Genomic DNA, 16,822 nt, shown 5'->3' with positions numbered 1-16,822 from the left:
AAATGACTTTTTTATAGATAAAACAAACGGCATTTAAAATGCCGTTTGTTTTATCGTTTAACAAATATAGCGACTTTTCGTATGTTTTCGAAAAAAAATAACCAATTGTTAAGTTGTTTTTTTCCGTAATCAAAACGAGTGCTATGAAAGACAATGTCAAAAAATTGAATCAAAGATTGCCTAGAGTGTCTGCTAGGATGGGGTGAAAATGATTGGAAAAAAAAGTTGTTTCGTTAGAGGACCGCATACCAAAGTTACAGCAGCAGCGAAAACAGAAGACAAACCGTAGACTAATTTCATTTTTATCCGTGTTTTTTCTCTTGATTTTGCTTGTAATCTACTTTCAATCTCCCTTAAGTAAGGTTGCGAGTATATCTGTTAAAGGGAATAAAACGGTTGATTCGGAAAAGATCATTGAATTGAGTGGAATAACCACCTCATCTGGTTTTTGGAGTATCAATACAGGTCAAGTAACAAATGCTGTCGAGAGTCTTTTACAAATAAAAGATGTAAAGGTAGAGAAGAAATTACCTAACGATATTGTTTTAGTTATTGAAGAGCATGACAGTATTGCTTATCTTGAAAAGGAAGGTTCCTATTTACCTATTCTTGAAAATGGACAAGTATTAAAGGATAAAAAGGAGACAGCTCCTGCAGATGCTCCTGTTTTAATTGATTGGAAACGTGATGAAGATATACAGGTTATGATAAGTGAATTAAAAAAACTATCACCAGGCGTTTTTAATTCAATTTCTGAGATCCATCATACTCCTGGGAAAACCGATCCTTGGTTAGTTCGACTATATATGAATGATGGTTATGAAGTAATTGCTTCAGTTCGTACTTTTTCAAAGAAAATGGACGCATACCCTTCTATTGTTAGTCAACTTGATGAAAACAGCATAGGAGTTATTCATTTGGAAGTAGGCTCTTACTTTGAATCCTATAAACCGCTACAGACAGAGGAGGAAGCTGAAAGTGAAAATGAAACTGAGGGGTAGTTATGTTATTTTATCCCTTGTCCTTCTCGTTTTAGGGTTTTTAATTTCTTACTCATATCAGCTTACAAAAGAAAGAAATCAAAATCGAACAATATCTGCTGAACAATGGGATAAAGAGTATGAAACACGATCTTTACTTATTAACAATGAAGAAATAAATCGAGATTTACAAAAGGAATTATATGCAAAACAAGAGGAAGTTAAGCAAATTGAAGAATCATTAAAGGATCAAAAGCAGGTTTATTATAATCTTGTAGAAGATGTAGAAAAATATCGTATGTATGTGGGCGATTTACCAGTGGTTGGAAAAGGAGTGCAAGTGACGTTAGAGGATGCATCTTATATACCTGAAGGCGATAATGTTAATAATTATATCGTGCATGAGAGTCATATATTTAATGTTATTAACGAACTTTATATTTCAGGTGCAGATGCTATCTCCATTAACGGCCAAAGATTATCAAGTGATTCCTATATATATTGTAATGGACCTGTTGTAACTGTTGATGGTAATCAATTTCCCGCTCCTTTTGTTATTTCTGCAATAGGTGATCCTAATGTCTTACTCTCAGCGTTGAATATTGCTGGTGGTATTATCGATCAATTAGCTTATGATCATATTGTGGTAACAGTTGAAAAAAATGAGGAAATTAAAATGGATCCTTTATTACAAGAGCAAAAGACCCAGTCATAGGAGTATCTACATACTGTTTTAAAGAGAGAAAGAATATATGTAAAGACAGATAGGTGGATGATTTGAAGCAAACGAATTGGAAAAAGGGTATGAGTTTTTCTTTTTTAACGATGATATTTGGATTAATGCTTGCGATTCAATTTCAAACAATTAAAGAACCTATTGTACGAGATACACGTGATATGTGGCAGCTTAGGGAAGACTTAAAAAAGGAACAACAATTGCAAGTTGAACTGCTTTCAGAAATAAGAAAATATAATGAAATTATCGAAACATATGAAGCAGAAGAAAATCAAAATCCAGAAGTAGCTTTAAAAGAAACATTAAATGTATTAAAAGAAGAGGCAGGTCTAACTGAAGTTACCGGACCTGGTATTATCATTACAATTAACAGATTGTTTTCTGAAGAATTGATTGGTGAACCGTTACCAAATATCTCACCTGAACTGTTAAAACGCTTAATAAATGAATTAAATTCTTATGATGCCGAAGAAATTTCGATTCAAGGAAGGCGAGTAATTAATTCTACAGTGATAAGAGATATTAATGGACAAACGAAAATGGACAACTATAGCTTACATACATATCCAATTGAGATTAAAGTAATCTCAGAAAATGCTGATAAGCTCTATAATCGGATGAACGCTTCGACAACTGACGAAGATTTTGCGATTGATAACTTGAATCTATCCGTTTCTAACCCAATTGATAGCATGACAATACCTGCATATGAAGATACAATTCGTGTTAAAAATATGAAGCCATTAGAAATCGAAGAAGGGGGAAAATAAAATGTGGCTTCCTATATTAGGTCTTATTCTTGGTGTCTTTTTAGGATTGATATCAGAGATGCGTATTCCCCCAGAGTACTCAAATTATTTATCAATAGCTATATTAGCTGCACTTGATACATTGTTAGGTGGAATCCGAGCACATCTTCAAGATATTTACGATGAAACGGTGTTCGTTTCAGGTTTTTTCTTTAACATTATTTTAGCTGCAAGTTTAGCTTTTCTCGGTGTTCATCTTGGTGTAGACTTATACTTAGTAGCTGTCTTTGCATTTGGTGTAAGACTTTTCCAAAATATTGCGGTTATTAGAAGAATTTTGATATCAAAATGGTCTATTTCTAGAGGAAAGTTGAAAAAAAATTGAATATTTAAAAGGGAATATCAAGTATTTGACGAATAAACACTATTAAGGCAAAATCAAGAAAATATTCAAAAAATAATTTTGTTACAAACATGTAAAACTAGATTCATTGTCATGTTGTTCTTCAACGAATAGAATAGAAAGTATTGATAGATAAGGAGGTGCCTTAGAATGAACAACAATGAATTATTTGTAAGTCTTGACATCGGTACATCCAGTGTTAAAGTAATTATTGGTGAAATGACGAATGATGCTTTAAACATTATAGGTGTAGGTAATGTAAAATCAGAAGGTTTAAGAAAAGGATCTATAGTTGATATAGATGAAACCGTTCATTCTATAAAAAAAGCAGTAGAGCAAGCTGAAAGAATGGTAGGAATCTCCTTAAAGAGAGTAGTTGTAGGAGTAACAGGGAATCATGTGCATTTGCAAGATTGCCATGGAGTCGTAGCGGTCTCAAGCGAAAATCGTGAAATATCTAATGAAGATGTAAGAAGAGTAATCGAGGCAGCTCAAGTAATTTCCATTCCTCCAGAACGAGAAATAATTGATGTAATCCCAAGACAATTTATTGTTGATGGATTAGATGAAATCAATGATCCTAGAGGAATGCTAGGTGTTCGTTTGGAAATGGAAGGCACAATTATTACAGGTTCTAAAACGATATTACATAATTTGTTACGATGTGTAGAACGCGCTGGCTTAGAAATTACTGATATTTGTTTACAACCACTAGCTGCTGGTTCTGTAGCGTTGTCTAAGGATGAGAAAAATCTTGGAGTAGCTCTTATTGACATCGGTGGTGGATCTACAACCATTTCTGTGTTTGAGCAAAATCACCTTTTTGCAACGATTGTTCTTCCAATTGGTGGAGAACATATTACAAAGGACTTATCAATCGGTCTTCGTACAACAACAGATGAAGCCGAACGAATTAAAGTAAAATATGGACACGCTTTTTACGATCATGCATCTGAAGATGAAGTGTTTGAAGCTACTATTATTGGATCAGATCAAAAGCGAGACTTTAATCAATTAGAAATAGCTGATATTATTGAAGCAAGACTTGAAGAGATATATGAGTTAATTCTATATGAATTAAAAAGACTAGGTGTAAGTGAGTTACCAGGTGGGTTTGTATTAACTGGTGGAACAGTTAGAATGTCTGGAGTCCTTGAATTAGGACAAGCTGTCCTTCAAAACAGTGTAAGAATAGCTAGTCCGGATTATATTGGAGTGAGAGAACCTCAATATATGACTGGTGTAGGCTTAATACAATTTGCACATAAAAATGCTAAAATTCAAGGGAGAAAGATTGGTTCTAACGTTTCAGTGAATGCTGTTGAAGTAGCAGCTGCAAAGGAACCAACACATCAACAACGTACAACACAAAAGCAACAGCCAGAAGATAAAAAAGTAAATAAAGTAAAGAAGTTCTTTGGCTACTTCTTTGAATAGTTCACATCAATTAGTTATTTGATGGATTAGGAGGATTTCGCATGTTGGAGTTTGATACAAATATTGACGGCTTAGCTACCATCAAGGTAATCGGTGTAGGTGGCGGTGGTAATAACGCTGTTAATCGAATGATAGAGCATGGTGTTCAAGGTGTTGAGTTTATTGCTGTCAACACTGATGCACAAGCTTTAAATTTATCTAAAGCAGAAATTAAAATGCAAATCGGTTCAAAGCTTACTCGTGGATTAGGAGCAGGTGCAAATCCAGAGGTTGGTAAAAAAGCTGCTGAAGAAAGTAGAGAGCAGGTTGAAGAAGCATTACGAGGCGCGGATATGGTATTCGTTACTGCTGGAATGGGCGGAGGAACAGGAACTGGTGCTGCACCTGTAATCGCTCAAATTGCAAAGGATTTAGGTGCGCTAACAGTTGGTGTTGTTACAAGACCATTTACGTTTGAAGGTCGTAAACGTGCGATGCAAGCTGCGGGTGGAATTTCATCCATGAAGGAATCTGTTGATACACTTATTGTAATCCCTAATGACCGATTACTTGAGATCGTTGACAAAAATACACCAATGCTCGAAGCTTTCAGAGAAGCAGATAACGTATTACGTCAAGGTGTTCAAGGTATTTCAGACTTAATCGCAAAACCAGGACTTATTAATCTTGATTTCGCGGATGTCAAAACAATTATGTCTAATAGAGGTTCTGCACTAATGGGGATTGGTGTAGCTACTGGAGAAAGTCGTGCTACTGAGGCTGCTAAAAAGGCTATTTCAAGTCCATTACTTGAGACATCAATTGATGGTGCTCAAGGTGTTCTTATGAATATTACTGGTGGCAATAATTTAAGCTTATACGAGGTTCAAGAAGCAGCAGATATTGTTGCATCTGCTTCAGACCAGGAAGTTAATATGATCTTTGGATCTGTTATTAATGAAAACCTAAAGGATGAAATTATTGTAACCGTGATTGCAACTGGATTTGCGGAACAAGATGTTAACCCTTTAAAACAACAAACGCGTCAATTTGGTGGAGGGAGTAACACAGGTTCAAACCCAGCGCCAAAACGTGAGATAAAGCGTGAAGAACCACTTCATGAAACAACATCTCGTAATAATGTTCAACAATCGGATGAAGCTTTAGATATTCCTACATTTTTAAGAAATCGTAACAAACGACGATAGTCGATTATGAATAAAAAAAGAGTGCTAATTCAATGATGAATTGCACTCTTTTTTTTTATGTGATTGGCTAAGTTATCGAAAATGGCTGAATAATATAGTTTCCTTATTCTAAATTTAACTTTTTCTACTTTTGTCTCTGTTCATTCCTTACAAACGACTCGACAAAAATTCTAATAATCTATCAAAAATACTTACACTTTCTCGGCAGTAAGTGACAGACTTCATGGCTGTGACGATTTATACTAAATTCTAACAGGTCCTCTTATATGACCGAATCTAATTGGGCTTTTTGAAAGGATTAAAAGAATTGGTTTAATACTTAGTTTGGGTGTCTAATTATAGCGTCTCTCCCCTCGAGGTCATAAGCGTTATAATGTACGAGGCTAATCAAGAGAGCTTACGCTTTTAAAACAGGGAAAGGAGTAACAGATGTCTATCTATTTAGACGTTATTTGGCTCTTAAACTTTTCCTTTGATTTGTTTCTGCTTTTATTAACAGCCATTGCATTGAAAAGGAAAATATTCAAACTACGAATACTTCTATCAGCTCTTTTAGGTTCAAGCATTGTCCTTATGATGTTTTCACCATTAGCTTTTATAGCTACACATCCAATAGGGAAAATGATCATTTCAATGATGATGGTTTTACTAGCATTTGGTTTTAAACGATTTCGTTACTTTTTTCAAAGCTTGCTAACCTTTTATTTTGTCACTTTTATGGTAGGTGGCGGCATGATAGGTGCACATTATTTTTTGCAGGTAGAAATGAGTTACTTGGATGGGGTTTTAATGACAAATTCAACTGGATTCGGACACCCAATAAGCTGGTTGTTTGTACTTATAGGTTTTCCAGTTGTATGGATCTTTTCAAGAAATCGCCTTGAAGGTTTAGAGGCAAAAAAAATCCATTTCGATCAATTGGTGACTGTTACGATAAGCGTGGAATCAACTCAGTTTACATTAAATGGGTTGGTTGATAGTGGGAATCAGCTTTTTGATCCGATAACAAGAAGTCCAGTTATGATCATTGATACTTTGAAGGCTCAGAACTACATACCAAAGCCTTTGGTAAATCAAGCCATCCAAGATGATGTAATGAAATCGATGAGTGAGAGTGGCAATGAAAGTCACCCTTGGGAACATCGAGTGAGAATAATTCCATATCGAGTTGTTGGGAGTGAGCATCAATTCTTATTAGGTTTTAAACCTGATGAAGTGTGGATAGAAACGAAAAATGAAAAAATTAAGGTACATAAAACGATTGTAGGATTGAATCGAACAAAATTGTCCTCCGAAGATGAATATGAATGTATTGTCCATCCAAAGATGCTTCAAGGTCAATCTATCGAGCACGTATCTTAAAAGAACACTTTCTTCTATTTTACTCTGATTCTTTTATTTTAGAAGTTAAGAAATTATAAGTTTTTTTACTTAAGTTTGTGTCTAGTTCCACCACTATGAGCGAGGCACTTCTGCATTTCTAATGTCTAGCACCAGTGCCTAGCCCTTCGAGTCATAAGTCACTCATGAATGGAAGGTAAGGAACACCTTCTATTCATGAGCGTCTTATGCTAGTCGGGGCTTAGTCTAGGCACTTCCGCATTTCTAAGAAGGGGGAGGAAAATGAAAAAGTTAAAATTACACATTACTTACCTATGGTATAAGCTATTAATCAAGTTAGGACTCAAATCAGATGAGGTTTATTACATCGGTGGCAGCGAAGCCTTACCACCACCTCTCTCAAAGGATGAAGAGGAAGTACTTTTACAAAAGCTGCCTACTGGTGATCAGGCAGCTAGAGCGATTCTGATTGAAAGAAACTTACGCCTAGTTGTGTATATTGCTCGTAAATTTGAAAATACGGGTATTAATATCGAGGATTTAATTAGTATTGGAACAATTGGCTTAATAAAGGCTGTAAATACGTTTAATCCGGAAAAGAAAATCAAGCTTGCTACGTATGCTTCTAGGTGTATCGAAAATGAAATTCTCATGTATTTACGAAGAAATAATAAATTGCGATCAGAGGTTTCTTTTGATGAACCTTTAAATATCGATTGGGATGGAAATGAATTACTTTTATCAGATGTATTAGGAACTGAAGATGACATTATTACAAAGGACCTTGAAGCAAATGTCGATCGTAAATTATTAATGAAAGCTCTTCAACAACTTAATGATCGAGAAAAACAAATTATGGAACTTCGCTTTGGATTGCAGGGTGGTGAAGAAAAGACACAGAAAGATGTTGCTGACATGCTTGGCATCTCACAATCGTATATTTCAAGGTTAGAAAAACGGATAATAAAAAGATTACAAAAGGAATTTAATAAAATGGTTTAAAAAAAATTTTAACCTAACTTTTCCTTATTGTATCAATTAAAATTCGCATTTCTATCCTTCCTAACTCGAATAGCTTGTGCATATTTTTTCCTCTCGAGGAGATACTTAACACTGTACAGCAACTCCTGTTAGGAGGGAAAGAAGTGACAAGAAATAAAGTCGAAATTTGTGGAGTAGATACCTCAAAGCTTCCAGTCCTTAAGAACGAGAAAATGAGAGAGCTATTTAAGCAAATGCAAAGCGGAGACTTATCAGCAAGAGAAGAGCTGGTGAATGGCAACTTAAGATTGGTACTCAGTGTAATCCAGCGATTTAACAACAGAGGAGAATTTGTTGACGATTTGTTTCAAGTTGGCTGTATTGGATTAATGAAATCAATCGATAATTTTGACTTAGGCCAGAATGTCAAATTTTCAACATATGCTGTACCAATGATCATCGGAGAAATTCGTAGATATTTAAGGGACAACAATCCGATTCGTGTCTCCCGTTCACTTCGTGATATCGCTTATAAGGCTCTTCAGGTTAGAGAAAGACTTATGAGTGAGACATCAAGAGAACCAACTGCTGAGGAAATCTCAAAGGTGCTAGAGGTTCCACATGAAGAAATTGTTTTTGCGCTTGATGCCATTCAAGATCCCGTTTCATTATTTGAACCTATCTATAATGATGGGGGAGATCCAATCTTTGTGATGGACCAGCTAAGTGATGAAAAAAATCGTGATATTCAATGGATTGAAGAATTAGCTTTAAAAGAAGGAATGAGACGACTTAATAGTCGTGAAAAGCTAATTCTTAGAAAACGATTTTTTCAAGGAAAAACACAAATGGAAGTTGCCGAAGAAATCGGAATTTCTCAAGCTCAAGTTTCTAGGTTAGAAAAGGCTGCTATTAAACAAATGAATAAAAATATTCAAAACTAAGACTGCTCCTTGTGAGTGGTCTTTTTTAATAGCGTAAATTATAAAATTTTTAAACTGTGGATAAGCGCACGACATCCAGCTCCAGCGCCTAGCCCCTCTAGGGTTTAGCTAATTTAGAATTGAAGGCAAAGAACGCCTTCTATTCTAAATCATCTTATTTTCCTGAGGCTGATCAAGGCGCTTGCGCTTTTGTACTTACATCCAAATAAAAATTTTTGGATTCATTTGAATAGTTTATACTTCCTTAAACATAGATATGTAATAGGTGACGTTTTTGGGTATAAGGTAAAGGAGGCAGACTGATGTATATATCTGAATTTCAAACTAAGGATGTTGTAAACGTTTCTGACGGTAAAAAGCTAGGGAATATAGGTGACTTTGATATAAATGTGACTACAGGAAAAATACAAGCAATCATTATTAATGGTCATGGAAAAATGTTAGGTTTTTTCGGAAAAGACGAGGAATTCGTCATTCCATGGCGAAATATAGTGAAGATAGGTGAAGATGTCATTCTTGTTAGAATGAATCGACAAATTGAGAGTTCTGATGAATAATTTGTCAATCATGCTAAACGTAATGGGTAAGATGTGGTAAAATAAGTGCGAAAGATCGTTTTTTAATGTCGAAAACAAAGGGTTGAATATTAAATGACAGCAGAACCATTTCAACAAATAGACACATCCTTTTTAACACTGTCACAATGGGAAAAACTTATAGATGGTCTAACTGTTGGATTCTCAACAAAAACGGGTGGAATTAGCAGTGGGTCATTCTCCACTCTAAACCTTGGCCTTCATGTAAATGATCATCAAGAAACAGTTGTAAAAAATAGAGGGATTTTAGCTGCAAAAACTTCCTTTCCGATAAACAACTGGGTATTTGCTGAACAAACTCATTCTACACATATTGAAAAAGTATCAAAACTTGATTGTGGTAGAGGTTTAACAGCTTATGATGATGGTCTTTCAAATTGTGATGGATTCTATACAAATGAAGTAGGCGTTATGCTGTCATTATGTTTTGCAGATTGTGTCCCTCTTTTTTTTATTGCTCCCGAAAAGTCATTAATAGGTGTTGCACATGCTGGCTGGAAAGGAACAGTAAATGATATAGGGGGCTTGATGATTAGTAGATGGATTCATGATGAGGGCGTTAATCCTAAAGAAATTCGAGTAGCGATAGGGCCCTCAATAGGAGCATGCTGCTATACTGTAGATTACCGGGTAATATCAGCAATTAATAAAAATATTGTTGAGAAATATCCATTACCTTATACCTTGGTATCTGAAGGTCAATATAAATTAGATTTAAAACAGCTTAACAAATACTTACTACTTGAATCTGGAGTAAAAGAAGAAAACATAACGGTTTCACAGCAATGTACAAGCTGTGAAGAAGATGTGTTTTTCTCCCATCGTCGAGATAAAGGAAAAACAGGTCGAATGTTAAGCTTTATTGGAATAAATTAAGGAGGATTAACTCTTGAAATGAACGTGCAGGACAATTATCAAACCATTAGAAGAAATATTGACAGCATATGTGAACGTACTGGACGAAATCCGAAAGAGATTAAAGTGATTGCTGTAACAAAATATGTGAGTGTAGAGCGAGCAAAAGCGGCAATTGATGCTGGTGTTTATCATTTAGGTGAAAACCGTGAAGAAGGACTTCATCACAAATATGAAGAGATAGAAAACAAGGCGATATGGCATTTTATTGGTTCTCTCCAAACTAGAAAAGTGAAAAATATCATCGACAAGGTAGAATACATACATTCATTAGACCGTCTTTCTCTTGCTAAGGAAATTGATAAACGTGCCCAAAAGCCCATGAAGTGCTTTGTACAAGTAAATGTATCTGGAGAAGAATCAAAGCATGGTTGTTCTCCAGAAGATGTCATAAGATTTGTAACAGAGCTTGAGTCCTTAAATAATATACAAATTGTAGGATTAATGACAATGGCGCCATTTACTGACGATAGACAACTTATTAGGACATGCTTTAAACAATTAAAAAATCTCCAATTAGAAGTACAAGCTTTACAACTCCCTTTTGCACCTTGTCATGAACTATCAATGGGGATGTCAAACGATTATGAACTGGCGATTGAAGAGGGAGCTACCTTTATTCGCATAGGTACTTCACTCGTTGGAAATGAAAACGGAGGTGTTTAATGTGTCGATTAAAAATAGATTTAAGAGTTTTTTTGCATTAGATGATGAAGAGTATGAATATGTAGAAAATGAAGATCAGCAAAACGAATATGAAGAACAGCAACAGATCGCACATAAACCGCAATCACAAACACAAAAGCAAAATGTTGTTAGTTTGCAAAGTCTTCAAAAGTCCTCTAAAGTTATTTTATGTGAACCAAGAGTGTATGCGGAAGCACAAGAAATTGCAGATCAACTAAAAAATCGCCGAGCTGTTGTAGTGAATCTTCAAAGTATTCAACGAGATCAGGCAAAACGAATTGTTGATTTTCTTAGTGGAACCGTCTATGCTATCGGTGGTGATATTCAACGAATTGGTATGAATATCTTTTTATGTACACCTGATAATGTAGATGTATCAGGATCTATTTCAGAGTTAGTATCAGAAGAAGAACATCAAAGGTGGTAATCACAAGATGAATATATTATTTAATTTAATTGTTACATTGTTAACGTTTTATTCGTATGCGATTATTGTGTACATTTTATTGTCCTGGTTCCCAGGTGCAAAAGAATCTGGTTTTGGACAATTTTTAGCTAAAATATGTGATCCATATTTAGAACCCTTTCGCAAGATAATACCACCATTAGGAATGATTGATATCTCTCCAATCGTAGCAATTTTGGCTTTGAGATTTGCACAGTCTGGCGTGGCTGCACTTTTTAGAATGATTGGCTAAGGGACTTTTTGGTCCCTCTTTTTTCATACATAACATATTACATATTTTAACCATGCAATATAGTGTAACTGGAGTTGTAACCTATGGATCAAATATATCAACATTTTCGTGGTGAAGAACGACATTTTATCGATCAGGTTCTAGAATGGAAGGAAACCGTGCAAAATCAATATAGTCCAAAGCTATCAGATTTTTTAGATCCTCGAGAACAAGAAATTGTAGCTTCAGTAATTGGTGAAAATTCAGATGTAAAGGTTTCTTTTTTAGGTGGTGTAGAAGTCACTGAACGAAAAAGAGCTTTAATATACCCGGACTATTTTCTGCCAGAACAAGAGGATTTTAAGTTAACTCTTTTTGAAATACAATATGCTAGCAAATTTATCAATCTTCAGCATCGTCAGGTTCTAGGATCGCTTATGAGTCTGGGACTAAAACGTTCAAAATTTGGTGATATTCGTATTAATCAAGACATTGTGCAGCTAGTATGTGCAAGTGAGATTGCAGAATATTTAAAAGCTAACTTCCAAGAAATTGGTCGAGCTAAAATTAGTTTGAAGGAAATAGGTTTGAACAAATTAATCCCCCAAATAGAAGAGATGCAAGAGCTAATTATGACGGTATCATCACTGCGACTTGATGTTGTATGCTCAGGGATTTATAACATTTCACGGCAAAAAATCCAGCCTCTTATTACAAATGGACTTGTTAAAGTAAATTGGAAAACGGTTGATTCCGTATCATTTGAATGTCGCGATGGAGATACACTCTCCGTACGTGGATATGGTCGCAGTGAAATAACAGCTGTTGAAGGGAAAACGAAAAAAGACAAGTGGAGATTAATTGTTAATAAACAAAAATAATAAGTTTACATGACCTTATCCTTATAAAAGTAAAATATTTTTGCCTAAATAACAGGATTTTCAACAAACCTGTCGAATTATGATTTATAATGTTGACAAGGATTAACTATTTAACTACATATTGGAGGTGGCATCCGTGCCTTTAACACCGTTAGATATCCATAATAAGGAGTTTAATAAAGGATTTCGTGGATATGATGAAGACGAAGTAAATGAATTTTTAGATCAAGTAATAAAAGATTATGAAATGATCATCCGCGAAAAGAAAGAGCTTGAATCTCGCGTTATAGAACTAACTGAAAAATTAGGTCACTTTACAAATATTGAAGAGACATTGAATAAATCAATTATCATAGCTCAAGAAGCAGGAGAAGACGTTAAGAGAAATGCCCAGAAAGAATCAAAGCTAATAATTAAAGAGGCTGAGAAAAATGCGGATCGTATAATTAATGAATCATTATCGAAGTCTCGGAAAATTGCAATGGAAATTGAAGAGCTTAAAAAGCAATCAAAAGTATTTAGAACGCGATTCCAGATGTTAATTGAAGCACAGCTTGATCTATTGAAAAATGATGATTGGGATCATTTATTAGAGTATGAAGTAGAACCAATTTTTGGTGAAGCAGAAGAAACTAAAAGCTAAACTTGACTTTTTCATTTTTTTTCGCATATAATACGAAAACATAGATGTTTTTCTTATCGTTTAAGAAATTATAAAATTCTTGAACTTAGGATAAGCGCACGACATCCAGCTCCAGCGCCTAGCCCCTCGAGGTCATAAGCTAATTTAGAATTGAAGGCAAAGAACGCCTTCTATTCTAAATCATCTTATGCTTGTCGGGGCTGATCAAGGCGCTTGCGCTTTTGTTCATTAACAACCTTATAGTAAAACGGTGAAAGGGATAGTAATCCTTTACAATTCTTATATAGCGAATCGAGGATGGTGTAAGCTCGACATAAGGAAAAAGGATGAAGATCACCCTAGAGTTCCATGCTGAACATATTTGTAAGTAAGCACAGGCGAATCATTCTCGTTACGAATGCTTGAGTGGATTAGTTTTAATGAATTAATCTAATAGGGTGGTACCGCGAGATAAACCTTCTCGTCCCTTGTGGGATGAGAGGGTTTTTTGTGTTTTCAAAAGAAAGTTGTACCACAAAACAGGTAATTGGGAAATTGTCAGATTATTGTTAGTCTCTCTTCGACCTTTCACAAAAAAATAAAATTCATCCTGAAGTGAAGACACTATTACAAGGCAGCAAACTTTTTCGGAAAAAATTAACTATTAAAAGCTGGAGGAATGAAAATGGATTATAAAGATACCTTGTTAATGCCAAAGACGGAATTTCCGATGCGTGGAAACCTTCCAAACAGAGAACCACTAATGCAAGAAAAATGGGAGCAAATGAATATTTACAATAAAGTACAAGAACGAACGAAAGATCGACCACTGTTCATTTTGCATGATGGTCCTCCTTACGCAAATGGTGATATTCATATGGGGCATGCACTTAATAAAATTTTAAAGGATTTTATTGTTCGTTATAAATCAATGACAGGCTTCTGTGCTCCATATGTTCCAGGTTGGGACACTCATGGATTACCAATTGAAACTGCATTGACTAAAAATAAAAAAGTAAAAAGAAAAGAAATGTCGGTCGCTGAGTTCCGTAAGCTATGTGAAGAGTATGCTTGGGAACAAATTAATGGGCAACGTGAACAGTTTAAACGTCTTGGTGTACGTGGTGATTGGGATAACCCATATGTTACGTTAAAGCCTGAGTATGAAGCTCAGCAAATCAAAGTATTCGGTGAGATGGCTAAAAAAGGTTATATTTACAAAGGCCTTAAACCAGTTTATTGGTCACCTTCAAGTGAATCTGCTCTAGCGGAAGCTGAGATCGAATATGCCGATAAACGCTCTCCATCAATTTATGTGGCATTCCCAGTTCAAGATGGGAAAGGTGTTTTAACAAATGATGAAAAAATCATCATCTGGACGACAACACCATGGACAATTCCAGCAAATTTAGGTATTTCCGTCCACCCAGAATTAGATTATAGTGTTGTAGCTGTAGATGGTGAAAAATTCGTTGTTGCTTCAGCCCTAGTTGAATCTGTGGCAAACACTATTGGATGGGAAAATTATGAGGTTGATCGTACAATTAAAGGTGCAGCGCTTGACCGTGTGATTGCTAAACATCCTATTTATGATCGCGAGTCTCTTGTCATGCTTGGAGAACACGTAACAAGTGATGGTGGTACTGGCTGTGTTCATACTGCACCAGGTCATGGGGAAGATGACTTTATTATTGGTAGTCAATACGGCTTAGATGTTTTATGTCCTGTTGATGAAAAAGGATATATGACAAAAGAGGCTGAAGGCTTCGAAGGATTATTCTATGACGAAGCAAACAAACCAATTACTGAAAAGTTACAAGAGACTGGTTCATTATTAAAGCTGCAATTCATTACCCACTCATACCCACATGATTGGAGAACAAAAAAACCAACGATCTTCCGTGCAACTGCTCAATGGTTTGCATCAATTAAAGATTTTCGTGATGATCTATTAAAGGCTGTTAATGAAACAAAATGGGTTCCTGCATGGGGAGAAACTAGACTTTATAATATGGTACGTGATCGTGGAGACTGGTGTATTTCACGTCAACGTGCATGGGGAGTACCAATTCCAGTATTTTATGCTGAAAATGGTGAACCAATTATTACTGATGAAACAATTGAACATGTATCAAACCTTTTCCGTGATAAAGGATCAAATATTTGGTTTGAACTTGAAGCAAAAGATCTACTTCCAGTGGGCTTTACACATGAAGGAAGTCCAAATGGTACATTCACTAAAGAAAATGATATTATGGATGTTTGGTTTGATTCAGGTTCATCACATCAAGCAGTTCTTTTAGAAAGAGATGACCTTCAAAGACCAGCTGATTTATACCTTGAAGGATCTGACCAATATCGTGGTTGGTTTAACTCTTCTTTATCAACAGCTGTTGCTGTAACTGGTAAAGCACCATATAAAGGCGTATTGAGCCATGGTTTTGCGCTTGATGGTGAAGGACGAAAGATGAGTAAATCACTTGGAAATACGGTATTACCTTCAAAAGTAATGAAACAACTAGGTGGAGATATTTTACGATTATGGGTAGCATCAGTTGATTATCAAGCAGATGTAAGAGTATCTGATGCGATCTTAAAACAAGTTGCAGAGGTTTATCGTAAGATCCGTAATACTTTCCGTTTCTTACTTGGTAATTTAGCAGACTTTGATCCGGCTACAGATAAAGTCAGCCTAGAAAATCTCCGTGATGTCGACCGTTATATGCTTGTGAAGTTAAACAAGCTAACACAGCGTGTAAAAGACTCATATGACCAGTATGAATTCGCTGCAATCTATCATGCTGTTCATAATTTCTGTACAATTGAATTAAGCTCATTCTACTTAGATTTTGCTAAGGATGTACTTTATATTGAATCAAAAGAAAACCAAGAACGTCGTGCTATTCAAACTGTGCTTTATGAAACACTGTTGTCTCTTGTTAAATTAGTCACACCTATTCTTCCACATACAGCTGATGAAGTTTGGGAACATATTGACTCAGTAACAGAAGAAAGTGTTCAATTAGTTGATATGCCAGAGGTTAAAAGCTATCCACAAGCTGAAAAGCTGGAGAAAAAGTGGGATGCATTTATGGCATTACGTGATGATGTCTTAAAGGCATTAGAGGTAGCTCGTAATGAAAAAGTAATTGGGAAGTCATTAACTGCGAGTATTTCACTTTATCCTAATGCTGAAGCAAAAGAATTGCTTGAATCTGTAGAAGAAGACTTAAAACAATTATTTATTGTTTCAGGTTTTGAAATTGCTGGTGCGTATGAAGAAGCACCAGAAAATGCAGAAGGCTTTGATTCAGTAAAAATTGTCATCGCACAAGCAGAAGGTGAAACATGTGACCGTTGTTGGATTGTAACACCAGAAGTAGGCCAGGTTTCAGAACACCCAACCCTTTGCCCACGTTGTGCAGGGATTGTGAAAGAACATTATTAAAAAATAACTAGTTTTGACCGAGGGTCAGACCCCTTCAGAGCGTAGTGCTAAGTATTTTAGTCTACACTTTATAGGGGTCTGGCCCTGTCTGTTTAACAAGCCCATTTTTAATCAAAAATGTTTAAACAATAAAAACAAAGGGTAAAAAATACCCATTCACCAAAATTATTCGAAATTTTTTTAGCATGCATTTCAATCACAGGAAAATTCTTAATAGGGTGAGCATGGATTTCTCGGG

17 protein-coding genes and 1 other annotated feature are annotated in these 16,822 nt (G+C 35.5%); all 17 genes read left to right on the top strand.

Annotated features, from left to right (window positions below; all coding sequences use genetic code 11):
- The first annotated feature begins 212 nt into the window (after nucleotides 1–212).
- The 17 genes from WCV66_RS20295 to ileS all read left to right on the top strand — a co-directional run bounded on the left by WCV66_RS20295 (nucleotide 213) and on the right by ileS (nucleotide 16,584).
- Nucleotides 213–1,001, top strand: coding sequence for a cell division protein FtsQ/DivIB (locus tag WCV66_RS20295; RefSeq protein WP_338786664.1), 789 nt, complete (start codon nucleotides 213–215; stop codon nucleotides 999–1,001).
- Nucleotides 991–1,695 (top strand): DUF881 domain-containing protein, encoded by a 705-nt coding sequence (locus WCV66_RS20290; RefSeq protein WP_066335969.1) that lies wholly within the window; start codon nucleotides 991–993, stop codon nucleotides 1,693–1,695. Before WCV66_RS20295 ends, WCV66_RS20290 begins: the two co-directional genes overlap by 11 nt.
- A 62-nt stretch (nucleotides 1,696–1,757) precedes the next feature.
- Entirely contained in the window at nucleotides 1,758–2,486 is a 729-nt protein-coding gene (locus WCV66_RS20285; protein WP_338786663.1) for a DUF881 domain-containing protein, read from the top strand.
- Between the two features lies 1 nt (nucleotide 2,487).
- The gene (locus WCV66_RS20280) at nucleotides 2,488–2,850 is read left to right on the top strand and encodes a small basic family protein (RefSeq protein WP_066335864.1); all 363 of its coding nucleotides are present in this window, start codon (nucleotides 2,488–2,490) and stop codon (nucleotides 2,848–2,850) included.
- Between the two features lie 168 nt (nucleotides 2,851–3,018).
- Complete coding sequence (ftsA, locus tag WCV66_RS20275) at nucleotides 3,019–4,305, top strand: cell division protein FtsA (RefSeq protein WP_338786662.1); 1,287 nt, start codon at nucleotides 3,019–3,021, stop codon at nucleotides 4,303–4,305.
- Between the two features lie 41 nt (nucleotides 4,306–4,346).
- The gene (ftsZ, locus tag WCV66_RS20270) at nucleotides 4,347–5,492 is read left to right on the top strand and encodes a cell division protein FtsZ (RefSeq protein ID WP_338786661.1); all 1,146 of its coding nucleotides are present in this window, start codon (nucleotides 4,347–4,349) and stop codon (nucleotides 5,490–5,492) included.
- A gap of 429 nt (nucleotides 5,493–5,921) precedes the next feature.
- Nucleotides 5,922–6,854 carry a sigma-E processing peptidase SpoIIGA gene (gene spoIIGA, locus WCV66_RS20265; protein ID WP_338786660.1) on the top strand — a complete coding sequence of 311 codons (933 nt, stop codon included), beginning with the start codon at nucleotides 5,922–5,924 and terminating at the stop codon, nucleotides 6,852–6,854.
- Nucleotides 6,855–7,115: 261 nt separating this feature from the next.
- The gene (gene sigE, locus WCV66_RS20260) at nucleotides 7,116–7,835 is read left to right on the top strand and encodes an RNA polymerase sporulation sigma factor SigE (protein WP_066335840.1); all 720 of its coding nucleotides are present in this window, start codon (nucleotides 7,116–7,118) and stop codon (nucleotides 7,833–7,835) included.
- Between the two features lie 101 nt (nucleotides 7,836–7,936).
- Nucleotides 7,937–8,758, top strand: coding sequence for an RNA polymerase sporulation sigma factor SigG (gene sigG / locus WCV66_RS20255; RefSeq protein ID WP_185654080.1), 822 nt, complete (start codon nucleotides 7,937–7,939; stop codon nucleotides 8,756–8,758).
- 299 nt (nucleotides 8,759–9,057) lie between these two features.
- Entirely contained in the window at nucleotides 9,058–9,315 is a 258-nt protein-coding gene (locus WCV66_RS20250) for a YlmC/YmxH family sporulation protein (protein WP_066337972.1), read from the top strand.
- 93 nt (nucleotides 9,316–9,408) lie between these two features.
- Nucleotides 9,409–10,230 carry a peptidoglycan editing factor PgeF gene (gene pgeF / locus WCV66_RS20245; RefSeq protein WP_066337968.1) on the top strand — a complete coding sequence of 274 codons (822 nt, stop codon included), beginning with the start codon at nucleotides 9,409–9,411 and terminating at the stop codon, nucleotides 10,228–10,230.
- A gap of 18 nt (nucleotides 10,231–10,248) precedes the next feature.
- Nucleotides 10,249–10,935: a YggS family pyridoxal phosphate-dependent enzyme gene (locus tag WCV66_RS20240; RefSeq protein ID WP_338786659.1), complete on the top strand. Its 687-nt coding sequence runs from the start codon at nucleotides 10,249–10,251 to the stop codon at nucleotides 10,933–10,935.
- A 1-nt stretch (nucleotide 10,936) separates the two neighbouring features.
- Complete coding sequence (locus tag WCV66_RS20235; RefSeq protein WP_066337961.1) at nucleotides 10,937–11,383, top strand: cell division protein SepF; 447 nt, start codon at nucleotides 10,937–10,939, stop codon at nucleotides 11,381–11,383.
- Between the two features lie 7 nt (nucleotides 11,384–11,390).
- The gene (locus tag WCV66_RS20230) at nucleotides 11,391–11,654 is read left to right on the top strand and encodes a YggT family protein (protein ID WP_066337959.1); all 264 of its coding nucleotides are present in this window, start codon (nucleotides 11,391–11,393) and stop codon (nucleotides 11,652–11,654) included.
- An 83-nt stretch (nucleotides 11,655–11,737) separates the two neighbouring features.
- On the top strand, nucleotides 11,738–12,514 hold the full coding sequence (locus tag WCV66_RS20225) for an RNA-binding protein (protein ID WP_338786658.1): 777 nt from the start codon (nucleotides 11,738–11,740) through the stop codon (nucleotides 12,512–12,514).
- A 136-nt stretch (nucleotides 12,515–12,650) separates the two neighbouring features.
- A complete protein-coding gene (locus WCV66_RS20220) occupies nucleotides 12,651–13,157 on the top strand; it encodes a DivIVA domain-containing protein (RefSeq protein WP_066337955.1) in 507 nt (168 codons plus the stop codon).
- 241 nt (nucleotides 13,158–13,398) lie between these two features.
- Nucleotides 13,399–13,628: a binding site (T-box leader), on the top strand.
- 193 nt (nucleotides 13,629–13,821) lie between these two features.
- On the top strand, nucleotides 13,822–16,584 hold the full coding sequence (gene ileS, locus WCV66_RS20215; RefSeq protein WP_338786657.1) for an isoleucine--tRNA ligase: 2,763 nt from the start codon (nucleotides 13,822–13,824) through the stop codon (nucleotides 16,582–16,584).
- The last annotated feature ends 238 nt before the right edge of the window (nucleotides 16,585–16,822 follow it).

Origin of the sequence: Metabacillus rhizosphaerae (genome assembly GCF_037201795.1) — a bacterium.
Lineage (GTDB): Bacteria > Bacillota > Bacilli > Bacillales > Bacillaceae > Metabacillus > Metabacillus rhizosphaerae.
This window is presented reverse-complemented; position numbering and strand designations above follow the sequence as displayed.